This window comes from Psychrobacter sp. Ps4 (genome assembly GCF_022129285.1).
GTDB classification, from domain to species: Bacteria; Pseudomonadota; Gammaproteobacteria; order Pseudomonadales; family Moraxellaceae; genus Psychrobacter; species Psychrobacter immobilis_A.
This window is the reverse complement of record NZ_JADQAK010000001.1, coordinates 313,993-330,243: the sequence shown is the minus strand read 5'-3', so window position 1 is coordinate 330,243 and position 16,251 is coordinate 313,993. Positions and strand designations below refer to the sequence as shown.

The 16,251-nt window shown below is 42.9% G+C and carries 13 protein-coding genes; 6 read left to right on the top strand and 7 right to left on the bottom strand.

Translation table 11 applies throughout. The annotated features are described in order from the left end of the window. The first annotated feature begins 21 nt into the window (after positions 1-21). The gene (gene recD / locus I3252_RS01305) at positions 22-2,235 is read left to right on the top strand and encodes an exodeoxyribonuclease V subunit alpha (RefSeq protein WP_238033960.1); all 2,214 of its coding nucleotides are present in this window, start codon (positions 22-24) and stop codon (positions 2,233-2,235) included. A 37-nt stretch (positions 2,236-2,272) separates the two neighbouring features. Continuing rightward, positions 2,273-2,791: a MepB family protein gene (locus I3252_RS01300; RefSeq protein ID WP_238033959.1), complete on the top strand. Its 519-nt coding sequence runs from the start codon at positions 2,273-2,275 to the stop codon at positions 2,789-2,791. An 80-nt stretch (positions 2,792-2,871) separates the two neighbouring features. On the opposite strand, the gene I3252_RS01295 is transcribed toward I3252_RS01300, so the two are convergent. Both I3252_RS01295 and I3252_RS01290 read right to left on the bottom strand, forming a co-directional pair. Beyond that, positions 2,872-3,435, bottom strand: a complete 564-nt coding sequence (locus I3252_RS01295; protein WP_045447249.1) for a hypoxanthine-guanine phosphoribosyltransferase — start codon at positions 3,433-3,435, stop codon at positions 2,872-2,874. A 102-nt stretch (positions 3,436-3,537) separates the two neighbouring features. Then, positions 3,538-4,206, bottom strand: a complete 669-nt coding sequence (locus I3252_RS01290; RefSeq protein ID WP_055125814.1) for a hypothetical protein — start codon at positions 4,204-4,206, stop codon at positions 3,538-3,540. 296 nt (positions 4,207-4,502) lie between these two features. Between I3252_RS01290 and I3252_RS01285 the strand changes: the two genes are divergently transcribed. The 3 genes from I3252_RS01285 to I3252_RS01275 all read left to right on the top strand — a co-directional run bounded on the left by I3252_RS01285 (position 4,503) and on the right by I3252_RS01275 (position 7,658). Further along, the gene (locus I3252_RS01285; protein ID WP_055125815.1) at positions 4,503-6,182 is read left to right on the top strand and encodes a carbon starvation protein A; all 1,680 of its coding nucleotides are present in this window, start codon (positions 4,503-4,505) and stop codon (positions 6,180-6,182) included. A 123-nt stretch (positions 6,183-6,305) separates the two neighbouring features. Continuing rightward, on the top strand, positions 6,306-6,599 hold the full coding sequence (locus I3252_RS01280) for a cory-CC-star protein (RefSeq protein WP_055125816.1): 294 nt from the start codon (positions 6,306-6,308) through the stop codon (positions 6,597-6,599). A gap of 33 nt (positions 6,600-6,632) precedes the next feature. Beyond that, positions 6,633-7,658 carry an ArsA family ATPase gene (locus tag I3252_RS01275; RefSeq protein WP_238033958.1) on the top strand — a complete coding sequence of 342 codons (1,026 nt, stop codon included), beginning with the start codon at positions 6,633-6,635 and terminating at the stop codon, positions 7,656-7,658. A gap of 35 nt (positions 7,659-7,693) precedes the next feature. Here the strand turns inward: I3252_RS01275 and I3252_RS01270 are convergent, their stop codons facing one another. Further along, positions 7,694-9,316, bottom strand: coding sequence for a DUF3482 domain-containing protein (locus I3252_RS01270; RefSeq protein WP_238033957.1), 1,623 nt, complete (start codon positions 9,314-9,316; stop codon positions 7,694-7,696). Positions 9,317-9,446: 130 nt separating this feature from the next. Then, on the bottom strand, positions 9,447-10,811 hold the full coding sequence (locus tag I3252_RS01265) for a DUF2868 domain-containing protein (protein ID WP_238033956.1): 1,365 nt from the start codon (positions 10,809-10,811) through the stop codon (positions 9,447-9,449). 223 nt (positions 10,812-11,034) lie between these two features. On the opposite strand from I3252_RS01265, the gene I3252_RS01260 reads away from it, so the two are divergent. After that, positions 11,035-11,826, top strand: coding sequence for an SDR family oxidoreductase (locus I3252_RS01260; RefSeq protein WP_238033955.1), 792 nt, complete (start codon positions 11,035-11,037; stop codon positions 11,824-11,826). A gap of 121 nt (positions 11,827-11,947) precedes the next feature. Here I3252_RS01260 and I3252_RS01255 read toward each other — a convergent pair whose 3' ends face one another. From I3252_RS01255 to I3252_RS01245, 3 genes are all read right to left on the bottom strand, one after another. Beyond that, complete coding sequence (locus tag I3252_RS01255) at positions 11,948-13,492, bottom strand: bifunctional 2-methylcitrate dehydratase/aconitate hydratase (RefSeq protein ID WP_201606087.1); 1,545 nt, start codon at positions 13,490-13,492, stop codon at positions 11,948-11,950. Between the two features lie 144 nt (positions 13,493-13,636). After that, positions 13,637-14,263 (bottom strand): GNAT family N-acetyltransferase, encoded by a 627-nt coding sequence (locus I3252_RS01250; protein WP_238033954.1) that lies wholly within the window; start codon positions 14,261-14,263, stop codon positions 13,637-13,639. A 71-nt stretch (positions 14,264-14,334) separates the two neighbouring features. Continuing rightward, entirely contained in the window at positions 14,335-16,188 is a 1,854-nt protein-coding gene (locus I3252_RS01245; RefSeq protein ID WP_238033953.1) for an ABC transporter ATP-binding protein, read from the bottom strand. Positions 16,189-16,251 lie beyond the last annotated feature (63 nt).

Here is a 16,251-nt window from a genome sequence, read left to right as displayed (position 1 = left end):
CAACATAGAGACAAGCATACGATGAGTAATAATAAAAAAGAGAGCAAGGCAGTAATTGGGCTACAACAAAGCTGGGCTAGTAACATCAGTGATTATATATTGCTACGCCGCGAGCAAACGTATTTAGCTTATAAGGCAACGGATGCAAAAGCTAATACTGATAGCAAGCAAGTCGATAAAACAGAAGAAAGTAATTTATTCACCGCTCTATTCGTTATGTTAGCGACTCATTTGGAAGAGGGGCATACCGTATTAACCATTGAGTCCTCTGAGCATGAAGAAGCATTGCAAGGTCAAATCAATGATGAGGCAGTTACGCTATATGCTTGGCAGCAACAGTTATTAGAAATGCTAGCAATGCCAATCTTTGCGCTGATAGATACCAAACTAAATACGCAATCAGAAGATGACTCTATAACTGAAAGGTCGCTATTCGTATTGCTAGACACGCTATTTGATAAGAGAGAGCAGCTGTGGATGCAATTGGCGCTTAGCAACCACGAAAAAGAGGTACTAACCAAGCGTTTTGACATGATTGCTACGCTATATCACTTATTGAAAAATACGGACTTAAGTTTTTTTATACGCCTAGTTAACGAACACGATTTGTTTGCTGAAGTTAATAGTAGCATTAATAATAACGATAAAGTAAATAGCCTAAGTAAAAAAAATCAACCTATTATTTACAAAAAAGTTGACAGTCAAAACACAAAAAGTTCAACAGTATCACTAACTTTCTGGCTACATCGTGCATGGCAAGCCGAGTTTAATTTAGCAAAAAATATCAACAATATTTTAAATCAGCAAGTAAGTCCTTTACAGATAGCAATGCCTGAAAATCTTCATGAGCACCAAGTAAAGGCGATTAATGTTGCTAATAACAACGCGTTTAGTATTATTACTGGTGGTCCAGGTACAGGTAAAACCTATACCGTGGCTCAGTTAGTCATTGCGCTGCAACAAGCGACAGAGAGTGGGGGGTACGGGGCTGAAAATATTAGATTCAGTACGGACAGTGCCAGTCTGGCATTGGCAGCACCGACTGGTAAGGCTGCCCAGCGCATGCAAGAATCTTTACAAGCTGCTCTCGATACAGCAGATATTGATCTACAGTTACAAGAAGCTAAAACCATCCATCGTTTGTTAGGTATTGGTCGGACGGGCAGACCGCGCTACGATGCCAATAATCCACTTGGCGAAGATATTATCATCGTTGATGAGGCATCGATGCTCGGGGTCGAGTTGGCTAATTATCTCGTGAGTGCAGTGAAACCAGGTGCAAGGCTCATACTACTAGGGGATGCGAACCAATTGGCAGCAGTCGATGCAGGAGCAGTGTTGGCTGACTTGCGCCGTATCCCACTGTTACAACCCATTCATGCAGAGTTAACCGAAAGCCGCAGATTTAGTGCAGAATCAGGTATTGGCAAACTTGCCTACCAAATTAATCAGGCAGAGGTAGATACGCAAGCCATCTGGCAGCTGTTAAGGCAGGATGAAGCCTTGAGTTTTCAATATGTAAATACGCTGCAAACAAATGAGTTTAAAGATAATAAGACAAGAAATAGCCTAGGCAATAAAAAAATTATTCCAAAAATATCGTTAAAATATATCAAATATATAAATAAAGTAAAAGAACTCCTAAAAAATCCAGTCGAAAAATCCATGCCAGAATCAGTAAAAAATACGATTACATCACTAATGGAGACATTTAATGAGTTTAGAATTCTAAGTGCTGGTCATAATGGTGAATGGGGCGATCACTACATTAATAACTATCTCACTCAGTGGCACCTAACTACACTAAAGCTGCCACTGGGCCAAAACACATGGTTCCATGGTCGTCCTGTGATGGTTTTACAAAATAACTATGAACTAGGATTATTTAATGGTGACATTGGTTTTTGCTTGCAAACATCGGATGAAAGAAGTCGATTAGAAGTGTTTTTCGAGAATAAAACACAGGGGATTCCCGTCAATCTGCTAAACGAAGAGGTAATTGCCACCGCATATGCGATGACCATTCATAAATCGCAAGGATCTGAGTTTGAACACGTTGCCATTACTTTTGATAATAGTCATGCTAGATTGCTAAGCAAAGAGCTTATTTATACGGCGGTGACCCGTGCTAAAAAACAGGTAACCATATATAGTACAAAATCTGCTTTTGAAAAGGCTGTTCAAACACCTACTGAGCGCCATACAGGTTTGGCATTACAGTTTTCTCAGCGTTAATAGAAAAATGCTCAGAAATATAAAAAGAGGACTAGAGTTGTATACCTTTGATACGGTGCTAGAGCATATTAATGAAATTATTTATAAGCCCAACCAATCGATTATTGCTTCAACTCAAGAAGAACAACAAAATCTAGAATATGCTGCTGGTACATTTGAATTAATGAACAGACTGACTGTCAAAACAGTCAGATTCAGAGTAGCTAAACAAACACCTACTAAAGTAGGGCAGTTCGTTACCTTTTGGGAAAAGGATTCCAAAGGTATTAATCAACCTTTTCAATATGATTCGTCACCAGACTTGTTAGTAATCACCGCATTTAAAGACAACCATACATTTGGGCAGTTTGTTTTTCCAAAGGATGTCTTGCTTAGACATAATATTCTTCAGTCTCATTTTACAAAAGGTAAGATGGGCATCAGGGTGTATCCTAGCTGGGATAAGCCAATCAGTAATACCGCTAAGAAGACACAGAATTGGCAACTCGATTATTTCTTCATGGTGACTGGTACAAACATACTGCCTATAGAAAAAATACGGGCATTGTATGAGTAGCAAAATTAACAGTAAGTGCAAAATCCAAGCAATAAAAAAGCATCCAAATTGGATGCTTTTTTTGAACTCAAATGCAGAACTTAAACTTTGTCTTCTTTGATGGCATAGATGCCAGGCAGATGACGCAAGTAACCATGGAAATCCATACCACAGCCATAGACATAACGATCTGCAACATTGATACCGACAAAATCAACATCAAAATCTTCAACTTTACGATCATGCTCTTTATTAAGCAACACACAACATTCAAGTGATAAAGGTTTTTCTTTGCTTAATTCTTCGACAACTGTTTTTAGCGTAATACCTTCATCAAAAATATCATCAATCAGCAATACATGCTCACCTTCGATACTAACATCAGGTTTGAATTTCCAATCTAGCTCGTTGGTGCCTGCATTATCACGATAGCGTGATGCATGAATATAATGCATGCGATGATAGAACGTCAAATGAGTCAAAAGTTGACCAGCTGGAATAAGTCCACCATTCATAACAACCATAACGATTGGGTTTAAACCAGCATAATGTAGGTTGAGTTGGGCGGCAAGGCGCTCATAAGCAGCGGCTACTTCGATGCTACTGATAAGGCACTCTGAGTTGCGTAATGTTTTTTCAATTTCTTGGTTGCTGATTTGGGTCATCGGGTGCGCCTTCGGTAAAAAGTGCCGCTTATTTTAGCAAATTTTAGTGAATTTGCCCAATACCATCTGTCTTTTGAGGCAAAATTAATCAAATACTGGCATTTATTCCGGCTTTTCTACGATGAAAGGGCGGTAATAGTTTGCTAAACGATTTAAAGAGCGATCAGGTAGGTCGGGTAGCAACTTATTTAAGGCCATACTCATGCCTTTATCAATGGCGGCTTTGGCAACTGGGACAGCTTTGCGTTTAATCATGCCAAGTTTCAGCGTTTCAGCATAGCGGCTGATAAAGTGAGTCAATGTCTCTTCATTCATGGTTTCAAGCGCTGTTTTAAATGCTTTCATATCTACTTGCTCAGGTGTGATAGCAGCAAAGCCTTTTTCGATGGTTTGCGCATCTGCATCAGATAATTTGAAACCCACTCGTTTTACACCTTCATTATCAATAAACGTCGCCCGATCTCTCAAGAAGTGAAAGCTTGGCATTACTTCTTCGTTATTCTCTTTACCGAGTAAGATGTTAAGCAGCGTATCTGTTGCTTTTTCAACTGTGCCAACAATTTTGCGCATCGAGGCTTGACGTTCAGGGTTTGGAATAATATCTACCAATCCAATCAACAAATTGTCGATTAGATCACGTGCTGTTTGATGCGTCAGGGCATCACGATATGGGTAGTATTCGACCTCCTCATTTGAGGCAATCACTTGCTCAGCGTCAATGATTAATGCTTTCAATTTATCTGAAGGTACAAACCCAAAATAATGCGCCATGGTGCTTCCTTTATTTGTTGTTTTTCATGTTTAACCAGCGTTACATTTGTCGTTAAATCAGTTAGTATCTAAATGGGTTGCAGTCAAAGACTCACCATATGCTGACTAGTGACATGTGCTAACGATAGAATGCAAAGCCTTATTAATGGATGATGATACTACAGTACTTCTATAAACAGCCTTTGGACAGGTGCGCTAAGTCACTAGTCGCCGACTAATTTAACATATTTTTTATATTCTAAATTAAAAAGCTTGAACTTATAAGGCTACCTATTACTTGTCTAAGGAGAGATAAGATGAATAGTGCAATCGTGCTAGTGTTTGCTGTTGCCGCGATGCTTTGCGGTTATCTGTTTTACTCAAAATTTATCGCTACTAAAATCTTGGCATTGGATAACAGTATCCCCACGCCAGCGCATACTATGAAAGATGGGGTGGATTATATCCCTACCAATAAATACGTGCTATGGGGACATCATTTTACTTCAGTCGCAGGAGCAGCTCCGATTATTGGTCCTGCCATTGCGGTTATTTGGGGCTGGGTACCTGCTATCATTTGGGTAGTATTGGGCACGATTTTTATGGCAGGTGTCCACGATATGTCAGCCATTTGGGCTAGTATGCGCAATCGAGGTCAGTCGATTGGCTCGATTGCCGGTACCGTCATGGGTACACGTGTACGTAGCTTGATGATGATCGTTATCTTCTTATTATTACTCATGGTAAATGCGGTATTCGGTGTCGCTATTGCTAATATGATGATAAAAACCCCGTCCGCTGTGCTACCTGTTTGGGGGGCTTTGATAGTCGCCTTTATCATCGGTCAGTGTATTTATCGCTATAAGATGAATCTGGTTTGGGTATCAATCATTGGAGTCACGGCTTTATATGGGCTTATCTATCTTGGTCCTATGTTCCCTGTCGTATTGCCTGAGACATTCTTAGGGTTACCTGACAATGCTGTTTGGATTATTATCTTGTTTGCTTATGCGGCAATCGCTTCTTTATTACCAGTTTGGATGCTCTTGCAGCCGCGCGATTACATCAATGGCTTACAGTTATTTGTCGGTCTGATTTTACTATATGCCGCCATCTTTATTGCGACGCCTAATATTGTCGCGCCAGCGATAAACACGGCATTGCCAATCGGTACACCATCTATGGTGCCTTTATTGTTTGTCACCATTGCTTGTGGTGCAATTTCAGGCTTTCATGGTCTGGTAGCAACGGGTACGACATCTAAGCAGATTGATAAAGAAGAGGATGTGCGATTCGTTGGTTACTTCGGTGCCATGGGTGAGGGGATGCTGGCACTGGGTGCGATACTTGCGGCAACGGCAGGCTTTGCAACCCTTGGCGACTGGCAAGCTGTTTATCAAAAATTTGGCGATGGCTCTATTGGTGCCTTTATTGATGGCGGTGCAACCATACTGAATGCAGGCGTCGGTATTGATATGGTTTTATCGCAGACGATGCTGACGGTAATGGCAGCATTGTTCGCTGGTACTACGATGGATACTGGGGTACGTTTGCAACGCTATATCTTCCAAGAGTTTGGTGAAATTTATAAACTGCCTGTTCTAAATAAAAGTGTGGTGGCAACATTGCTTGCTGTTGGTAGCTGTTTGTTATTAGCCTTTGGTGCTGGTGGCATCGATGGTGCTGGCGGTATGATTATTTGGCCATTATTTGGCACGACAAATCAGCTCATGGCTGCATTAACCTTGATGATTGTCACCGTTATCTTGTTACGTAAAGGCAGACCTGTGTGGTATACCTTGGGGCCATTGTCATTCTTACTGGTCATGACGGTTTTTGCGTTATTGATTCAGCTAAAAACCTTTTTCAATGATGGTAATTGGCTGCTTATTATTATGGATATCATTATTTTGATAGCTACGATTTTAGTGACGTTTGAGAGTCTATCTGTATTACGCAAAGAATGGTCGATACACAGAGGCAAAAGCAACCTCTAAGCCATGTTGAATGCCTAGTTAAATATTTACTAAAATGTATAAAAAACGCTAGCAGCAATTGCTGGCGTTTTTTGTCTCATATAGGCATGATAGATAATAAATATACGCAAAATAAGGGTCATTATGGAAAAGGCAGATATGACAAAATCTATAAAAAATATTGCGCCATGGTGGCAACGGTTTGCGGCTGGGTTAAACGAGTTTTATCATGCGCCTTATCGTCAAACGATGGCACGCGCCGCGCGTGATGAAGAAGATTTTTTCATGCTACTCATGTTTGCGGAAAGCTTGGGTATCGACAATCCGGCAAGCTTTTATACATTAGAGTTGCAGCCTTTGTTTTTAGAAAACTTCCATGAATGGCATACCAGAATGGGTATGGATAGATGCCCTTTTGACCACGTAGGTTGCTGCTAGTTTCCTTTGAATTCATAAAAATGAGATACAAGTATGGCATTACACCCTTTACCCGCATTGGTAGAGCAACTGGCAAAGCAGCCGATTATATTTATCGGTGGCAAGGGCGGTGTCGGTAAAACCACCACTGCCGCCGCACTTGCCAGCTATTATGCCAATCAAGGCAAAAATACACTGATTGTCTCGACCGATCCAGCACACAGCTTGGGTGATGTGTTAAACGTCCCGCTAAAAAACCAAAAAACAGTCGTAACTCCTTATCTAGATGCTATTGAATTAAACCCTGATATCATCGTCGATGAGCATTTTGCCCAAGTTGAACGCACCATCACCTCTTATGCCAATCCAGACATGATGCCAAAAATTCGCGAGCATCTACGGCTATCAAAATCAGCACCTGGCGCACAAGAAGCCGCCATGCTCGAATCCATGTGTCAGCACTTGGTTGCAGCAGCAGATGCTGGCTATGAGCACGTCATTTTTGATACCGCACCGACGGGACATACACTGCGTTTATTAGTGCTGCCTGAAATGATGGGGGCATGGACGGATGGATTGCTAGCGCAGCAGCGGCGGCAGGCAAAACTGCGCTCAGTGGCAAATCATTTGGGTAGTCATGAGCAAAAAATCCAGAAAAAAAATGACAATGATTTAGCCAATCCGTTTGCTGAAAAGAGGAATGATCGCTGGGAGCAAGCAGTATCTGTACTAGAAAAACGCAAGCAGCTGTTTCGTCAGGCAGGATTGCTACTGCATGACCGTACACAAACTGCCATTGTATTGGTTATGACGGCTGATGTATTGCCACTGGCTGAAACAAAGCGAGCGATAGAGCAGTTAGAAGACAGTAAGCTCATGCCAGCCGCCATCGTTATCAATCAGTTGATAGCACCGACCCAGTCTGATGATTTTTGGCGGCATCGAGCTGAGCGCCAACAACAACTCATGCAAGATATTGAGCAAAGCTTTCCCAAGTATCCGCTATACCCAATATATCTGCAACAAACCGATGTGCGTGGAACTAAGGCATTGAGTGAGTTGTTACACCCATCTCCTTAAACAATCACATCTACAACTTTAGTCAAACTTGGCGATCATTGTTCAGGTTTATATGACAACAGCTTACTTGCCAGCGACCATGCCATATCTGCGCGTAATAGCTGCGCTTGTTCAGACTTACCACTACTGAGTGATGACCACTGCGGTTTGCCACGAGCTTTTTTTAGCTCACTTGGCAATTTATGTGTCGGCCATGGTGTGACAGTGGTGCTTTCGTCATCTAACGACTGTTCAATACTGGATTTCTCACCTTTATACAGCAATTGCGTGGCATCAGTTGCTGCATGACCACGATGACGTAGGGCGGTGAGTAAATCTATGGCTCGCGTTGCCAACAAGGTCAATGTTGCAGGGTCGATATACAAACGTTTTACTCCAGTGATTCTATCGGCAATACTACTGGTATTAGATAACAGCCCACCTGCGATACCGCCTATCGCGGCACCCAATCCCAAGGTTGTACCAAGAGCGGCCGCATCAATCCCTAAGCCTAATAACGCGCCAGCTGCCGCGCCAGAAGTGGTGCGAATACCGTAACTTTTTAGCAGCTCAGGGTCGAACGGATCTTGTTGATAGGCTTTTAGCTCAAGTGGCGTTGCCGCTACGTCATTGTCATAAAATTTATATAAATTGAGCAAGTTGTTCTGCATCGCCCGTTCGCTCTGTCTGACCGCTTCTTGCATTTGCTGTAATACCGGCATGGGATCATCATCTTCGCCAATCTCTCGTACGAAAGCGGCGACATTGATTAAAAAATCAGCAATGATAATATTTGCCTCATCATAAAGCTGTGCCCAGTCTTCAGTACGACGTGCCATCAACTGCTCAAGCATCTCAGAGTGGGTAAGCATGGTGGCTAAATTCTGCCATAAGCGCATTTCATCTGCAAACTCAAAAGCCACGGAGTCAAAGCGTGTAGAAATATGCAAATTACGACGCGCTAGCATCGTCTGCCACTCATCTATATTGGCATCTTGAGCGTCAGTGAAATTAAATACTGGCATGACAGGAATCGCTGCCCAAGATAAAATAGCTAACTCGTCTTTATATTTACCGAGTACTGGCTCACGTGCATCGACGACATAAATGGCCATATCACTTGCCAGCAGCTGCCGAATCACTTTGGCCTCTTGGCTATAGTCCTCATTGCTATTTTGCGCATCACCACCTTGGGCAATGTCTGCTGCCAAAAACTGTTGCAAACGCTCAATGCCATCACGGCGGCTGGCGGTATTGTCTTCCAACCAATCCATCAATCCTGACGCATCTTCTAGACCCGGTGTGTCATACAATACCACCAACACTTCGCCCGTTTGGCTGTCTGTCAATTTGGCTTGCTCTACATGACGGGTAGTTGCGGCTTCGTTTTTGACTTCACCAAAATAGACGTCACGCAATAGGGTACGCAGTATGGATGTCTTGCCCGTATTGGTATGACCAACGACGGCCAATTTTAGCGGTTCACCATTGGCGATGGTTTTCCTTGTCATACTTGTCGTTGTTGTTAATGGTTCAGTTGATAAAAGTTGATTGTCTTGAGTTACAGCTGATTTTAAAGTGCTGTTTGCGGTATTAGGGGTTGCCTCATAAGCCTTATCTGCAAAGAGACCAGCAGGCTTATTGTGTTCATAATTCTCTTTTTTATTATCATTATTCATAATATCGTCTTATATTTATTAATGATCAAAACATACAGTGGCTTTTTTTGTAGAACAAATTGTGTGCTATTTCGGTATTAATACTAACCATTTGTCTTAAGTAACTGATAATCCCAGTTTGGCTAGTCAATCAAGTATTCACTAGACCAATGTTGCGGGCAGAGAGTGCGGTTTGCCACTGCTGATAACGAACATCTTGATAGTCTGCAACCTGCTTGGTTAACTCTAAAGCGCTTGAATCACTCAACAGCTGCACAATGAGTCCATCTTTGGCGTGAGCAGCGATTTGATCAAGTTTGCGTAGCGTACCACGGTCAGGTAAGGCTTTATGATGAATGCCAAGTAAGACCTGCACTGGGTGACTGTCTAAATACGTCTTCAAACGTGCCATATCGTCACGATCATCAACGATACCGAAATTCTCTATCTCGCTATTATTAATATTGGCATCCAGACCTGCAAGCCACCAGTTATCCTGCTCTGCTGGATACTCAAGCAAAGCAACCAGCTTCTTGCCAGCGCTGACGGCTGCTTTTGGCGCAATAGGAACGGGCACTTCATTAAAGTCATCAGCATCTACCACCTGACGTTGCCAAAAGTTTAAAATCTTTTGATAATAAGGCTGCTTAATGTCCAACCGCATCTTTTTACGACGGAACATCAATGCACAAAACGCCCAAGCAATCGCTCTTGGTACAATACCGTACATCAGCAAACTACCAACCAATAAGCCTGCCCATTGCCGCGCGACAGTCAATGGCATCGCATCAGTCACCAAGCGACTCTGGACGATAGCGGTGCTGTCTGGCACATCGAATCCCACCATACTTGGTAACCAGCCAAGTACCTGTGTCAAAGTAATTAGCGCTTGATCGGATAGTAAAGTCGACTCCCAGCTAAAGCTATACTGACGCACAATCAATAGGAAAATAATCGCCAGCAGCATACCTGTCAACGTTGCCAGCCATAACTGATGACTAAAGCGCCCCAAATACCAGCGCATCCCGCTATGCTGTAATTGGCGCTCGTACAAGTCGACTGCCGCCTTGGTAACATCATCCTTGCCACGTATCAGATAACTGGGACTGACAAAATTGGCAAACCAATTCGAAGACTGCTTGCCTTGATTAATCAGGGTCATCACCAGCCAGCCTAACAGCATAATAGTATGAAAACCCAGCAAGCAAACCAAGACATAAAAGAAATTCACCACATTGGTCTGTAGTAAGGTGAATAATCCCAAAAATCCCGAGAGACACCACACCACGCTCATGACCACCATGATGCCTTTAATACGCCCGTCAATTTTGCCCAATACTCGTGCCAGCGCACCGTTACTATCGATACGTGAGGCTCGGCGGTGCAATTTTTGAATGGGTTTGCCATCCTCACCTTGTAGTTTTTCCGTGATAAGTAGCGGGTCAGTGGCAAAGACATGTTGCTGCGTCTCAAGCGTGCGTACCAACTCAGTCAATTGATCTTGGGGTGATAGCATAATGCGATAACATCCATATAAAGGCGTTTATGTAGGAGATAATTCTTGATTATTGTAGCGTATATATGAGGACACGCCTTCGCCAAATGTTAAAAAATGAACATTTATTAAGCATTTTTATCATGGTAAAGACAATAAAAATCAGCCAAAATGAATAATGAACGAAATGATAATGACAAGGGTGAAAAAACGCTGTTAAAGAGAATCCAAAAAAGGAATCATCATGAATAACAGAACATATCTAATCGTTGGTGGTACAGGCGGCATTGGTAGAGCGATGATTAAGCAACTAGTAGATGGCACTGCCAGTGACAATAAGGATGAGAATGCGAATACCGATAATGGTGGAAAACAGGGTATTCATGTTTTTGCGACTTATCATCGCAATGTACCTGATTTTGAGGCTGACAATCTGCATTGGATATCCATGAACCTCTGCGACGAACAGAGTATCCAGCAAGCAGCCGAGGTTATTCAGCAGCAAACCACTCATATTGATTGGATTATCAATTGTGCAGGGTTGTTACATACGGCGACGCAGCAGCCAGAAAAAGCGCTGCGTCAGGTTGAGACTGATTTCTTTTTACAAAACATGCAAGTGAATGCCTTAGCCAGCTTACTCATTGCCAAGCATTTTAGACCAATATTAGCCAAATCTGCGCGTAGTAATGACAAGCCCGCAATCTTTGCGACGATATCCGCGCGCGTTGGCAGTATCAGTGACAATCAGCTGGGCGGATGGTATAGCTATCGTATGAGTAAAGCGGCACTCAATATGGGCATGAAAAACCTGAGTATTGAATGGAGTCGCTCGCTTAAAGACGTGTGCGTGGTTGTCATGCAACCAGGAACGGTAAATACGCAACTATCCGCCCCTTTTCAAGGTAATGTGGCCGAAGGTCAGTTGTTCTCGCCAGCCTACAGTGCGGAATGCTTATTAGAAGTGCTTAACCGTATGAAGGCGATGCAATCAGGAAGCTTTGTTGACTGGGCAGGGGAATCCATACCTTGGTAGCTCTAAATGATTGAAACGTTCACAAAGCTAATTCAAGAGATAAAAATAGGTCGTGTCCTTAATATGAGAACACGACCTATTTTATTGATAAGATAAGGGTTATTTTTAGATAGGCACATGCTTAATTCGCCATAAACAAGTCCATAAACTCATGTACAGGTGTGTGCTCTAAGCGGGTTTGATCGCTACAAAGCGCAAAAATATCCTGACAGCGACTGTCGATAAATCGCGTTGCTAAACTGGCACGAAACTTGGCTTCTAATACAGGAATACCTTCTTTGCGGCGGCGCTTATGTCCGATAGGGTATTCGACAACAACCTTGTCGGTACTGCTACCATCTTTAAAAAATATCTGAATGGCATTGGCAATCGAGCGCTTGCTTGGGTCATGGTAATCTTTTGAATAACCCGCATCTTCTTCTACGATCATTTTGCGGCGTAGACCATCGATCAAAACATGGTGCTGTGCATGATAATCGTCTTCATAGTTTTCTGCCATTAAATCGCCAGTGAGCAGAGGCACCGCGACCATATATTGCAAACAATGATCGCGATCCGCAGGGTTGGCCAATGTGCCTTCTTTAGAGATGATTCTAATCGCAGATTCATGAGTGGTCAGGACAATTTTTTCAATATCGTCGATTCTATCATCAATGCGTGGATGTAAAATAACCGCAGCCTCACAAGCAGTCTGCGCATGAAACTCGGCAGGAAAGCTTAGCTTAAATAAGATATTTTCCATCACGTAACTGCCAAACTCACGCTGGAAAGTAAAACGGCGCTCGTTTGCAGGTTTAAGGGCTAAGTCTTTATTGGTATGGCTAAACAATACATCATAAAACCCCCATTGTGGTGCGGAGAGTGCACCAGGGATACCCATTTCACCGCGACGGGTAATATCAACCAAGCGTACCGCACGACTGGTAGCGTCGCCTGCCGCCCAAGATTTACGGCTACCGGCATTGGGTGCATGACGATAAGTACGCAACGCCTGACCATCGACGATCGCCTGCGAGATGGCAGCCATGATACGCTCACGCGGCAATTTATAGAGCTTGGCGACCACAGCGGTAGAGGCCAATTTAACTAAAAACACATGGTCAAGACCCACACGGTTGAATGAGTTTTCGAGTGCAATTACCCCCTGAATCTCATGTGCCATAATCATAGCCTCGAGCACCTCACGCATGGTTAATGGCTGATGATTGCGACTGACATTTTGTTGGCTGATATAATCGGCGACTGCTAGGATACCGCCTAAATTGTCCGAAGGGTGCCCCCATTCAGCAGCCAGCCACGTGTCATTATAATCGAGCCAGCGCACCATACAGCCGATATCAAAGGCGGCCTTGATAGGATCTAGTCTGTGGGCTGTACCCGGAACGCGCGCGCCATTAGGTGTGAGCTGATCGGCACAATCTGGTCCCAAATGCTTGGTGCATTCAGGGAAACGTAGCGCAAGCAGACCACAGCCAAGCGTATCCATCAAGCAATGACGCGCAGTATTCCAAGCATCTGCGCTATTGGGGGAGTCGTTATCTATCGAATAATTAAGCACATAATCAGCAATCTTTTGAATCTCAATGTCATATTCTGGACGGACATTGCTTTCTACCGTTGCATCATTTTTATTTGAATGTGTTGTATCTGAATTATCATTTGACATGGTTGTCTCCTCTTCCTTGAGTGTGCTACTTCCTTGACCCATTATCTCGGTCATCTTTTTAAATTAGCCATCATTTAAAAGTAGCACACTCAATATGAAACAACCAAACTGAATTATGTTAAAAATTAAAACCTTGCGGCGTGCTTAAATCATCAAATATAGTAGACCTAACACAAATAAAGCCGCCATGATAAACAGCAGAAAACTTAAGACTTTGTTCGTCGTGGAGGCAGACTCAGTACGCTCTTTTTGTACTTTGTTTTTCTTGGCAACGTATAGAACCATTTTTACATGCTCTATGTTGTCTTCGAGATAATGATCGCCTTCAGGGACAAACCCCAAGGACTCATAGAAGCTGAGTAAGTAGGCTTGTGCAGAGAGTATAATCGGGCGCTTTTTACCGTATTTTTTACGGCAGTGCGCAATGGCATGAATCATCATCTGCCGTGCTATACCGTCACCTCTGTGCTCTGATAAGACCAGCACTCTACCGATGGCAGGCACAGCAGTATGATTGGTCTTAATCGTAGGGTCAGCGACCGATAGATTGGATTTTAATTTATTAAATTCAGGCGGAATGATACGGCAGTAGCCTACCAACGCCTCGTTTTGATGCGCGATAAGATGGAGGCAATCAAAGTCCACCTCATCCATATCTTGATAGGCGCAGTTTTGCTCAACCACAAACACTTGTGATCGGGCTTTTAAAATATGATAGAGATCAACTGAGGTCAGCTCATCAAAGGTTTTGATAGAAAATTCACAAGTCATAGTGGGCTAGCTTCTGGAAATAGGCGGTAAAAGATTGGCATTATAACGATTTAGGTACACATTGACCATTCCTAACCCTTTAGAGTCTGGCTGATTTTATCCAAATTTAAGCTGTCCGACATGGCATTGAATATCTCAAAATACTTGCCGTGTTTCTCATACAGCGCTTCATGCGTACCAGTTTCAACCACGCGACCATCTTCTATCACGACCAAGTCATCCGCATCGATAATTTGGGCAATATTATGCGAAACCATAATCACGGTACGATCTTTTTTGATGAGATCTAGGCTTTTCTTCACTTGTTGGCTGGCGATAGCATCGAGGCTAGCGGTTGGCTCATCCAAAAACACAATGGGTGGATCTTTTAAAAACATCCGTGCCAGCGCGATACGTTGCTGTTGACCACCAGACAATGACTTTGCTGTACTCTCATAGCCTTTTGCTAAATTAATAATTTGCTCATGAATGGAAGCTTTTTTTGCTGCAATGATAATATCTTCCTCAGTCGCATTCATATCACCATAGCGGATATTTTCGCTAATCGTACCCGAAAAGATATGATTGCTTTGTAGTACCAGGCCAATATTTTGACGCAATTCATGAGTATCGCAGTCAGCTAAATTATGCCGGTCTAGCCATATAGTGCCGCTATCTGGCGCATAAAACTTTACCAATAAGCTGATAATCGTACTCTTGCCAGCACCACTTAAACCCACCAGCGCAGTAATACGATTGGGCTTGATAGTAAAGCTGACATCTTTGAGCGCTTGCGTGCCATTCGGGTACGTGAAATCGACGTTTTTCAGCTCAATATGACCTTTTAAATTTTTACTACTTCTGCCCGCGATATCTTCAACTTGGCTTTCATCTTCTAATATATCAAAGAAACCTTCAGCGTAAGTCAGGGCGTTATTAATCTGATCATAGATACGATGCAATTGACGAATAGGGGCGGCGACGTTTTGGAATAGCATGACATGGAATAAAATCATACCGATGGTCATCTCGCCTTTTAAAACAAAGTAGGATGTCAGCAGAATGATTACCACCACGCCAATTTGCTCAATAAAGGTCTTTATCGCATCATAAATAAAACCAATACTGCGAATGCGCAGCTGATTGTCAGTCATGTCTTTTTGAATGGTTAAGTGCTTTTCTGCTTCTATCGACTCACGAACAAAGGATTTCACCACGCTGATAGAGTTGATCAAGGAGATAACCAAGCCACTTTTGGCTTCTCGATAGCCACGCATCTGCCGACGGAATCCTTGTAGACGCCGCGCTTGTTTTTGGCTGATAAAAAAGTAAATCGGTATGACAATAAGACCGACCAAGCCTATCCAAAAATTGGTCGAAAACATAATGATGAGTGAGACGATCGCGCTGGCAAACAGCGGTAGCATATCGATAAAGAAGTTTTGCACTAAACTGGTTAAACTGCTGACCCCATAATCAATACGCGTTTGCAACTTGCCGCTGTCGTTTTCGCTACTGGTATAAAATGCCATGCGGTAGGTTAAGATACGCTCAATGATCTTTTGTGACAAATCACGTGATAGATTGATACGAATCTTTTCACCAAAGAAGCGTTGCCCAAACGAGATGAATATCGACAATATCTCTTTAGTCAGCAATACCACACTGATGATACCTAGCATACGCACGCCTGCCTGCCACGGCTCGGCAAGCGTGGCAATTTCGGTCAAGGTATCAACGGCATAGCGAAGCACAAAAGCATTGACCTGAGCCGTAAATGAACCCAGTACGGTTAATATCAAAGTGGCAATAATTAATACTTTATATGGCGCGGCAAAGACGGCAAGCTTTTTGAGGATATCCCATAACAAAGCCCGCCGCTCCTTTTTCTCGACGGGCGGCTTTTTATCTAACTGCACATGGCGTGGCTGGGGAGATGTTGGCATAAAAACTTAGCTCATGGATTTTAATATTTTACTAAATCATATTTATATTAAATTATTGAAATA

What these genes read in the sequence shown, in the direction of transcription:
- I3252_RS01260 (WP_238033955.1), top strand. Translation starts at nt 11,035, where the DNA reads ATGAATAACAGAACATATCTAATCGTTGGTGGTACAGGCGGCATTGGT.
- I3252_RS01255 (WP_201606087.1), bottom strand. Translation starts at nt 13,492, where the DNA reads ATGTCAAATGATAATTCAGATACAACACATTCAAATAAAAATGATGCA.
- I3252_RS01265 (WP_238033956.1), bottom strand. Translation starts at nt 10,811, where the DNA reads ATGCTATCACCCCAAGATCAATTGACTGAGTTGGTACGCACGCTTGAG.
- I3252_RS01280 (WP_055125816.1), top strand. Translation starts at nt 6,306, where the DNA reads ATGGAAAAGGCAGATATGACAAAATCTATAAAAAATATTGCGCCATGG.
- recD (WP_238033960.1), top strand. Translation starts at nt 22, where the DNA reads ATGAGTAATAATAAAAAAGAGAGCAAGGCAGTAATTGGGCTACAACAA.
- I3252_RS01285 (WP_055125815.1), top strand. Translation starts at nt 4,503, where the DNA reads ATGAATAGTGCAATCGTGCTAGTGTTTGCTGTTGCCGCGATGCTTTGC.
- I3252_RS01245 (WP_238033953.1), bottom strand. Translation starts at nt 16,188, where the DNA reads ATGCCAACATCTCCCCAGCCACGCCATGTGCAGTTAGATAAAAAGCCG.
- I3252_RS01275 (WP_238033958.1), top strand. Translation starts at nt 6,633, where the DNA reads ATGGCATTACACCCTTTACCCGCATTGGTAGAGCAACTGGCAAAGCAG.
- I3252_RS01250 (WP_238033954.1), bottom strand. Translation starts at nt 14,263, where the DNA reads ATGACTTGTGAATTTTCTATCAAAACCTTTGATGAGCTGACCTCAGTT.
- I3252_RS01270 (WP_238033957.1), bottom strand. Translation starts at nt 9,316, where the DNA reads ATGAATAATGATAATAAAAAAGAGAATTATGAACACAATAAGCCTGCT.
- I3252_RS01290 (WP_055125814.1), bottom strand. Translation starts at nt 4,206, where the DNA reads ATGGCGCATTATTTTGGGTTTGTACCTTCAGATAAATTGAAAGCATTA.
- I3252_RS01295 (WP_045447249.1), bottom strand. Translation starts at nt 3,435, where the DNA reads ATGACCCAAATCAGCAACCAAGAAATTGAAAAAACATTACGCAACTCA.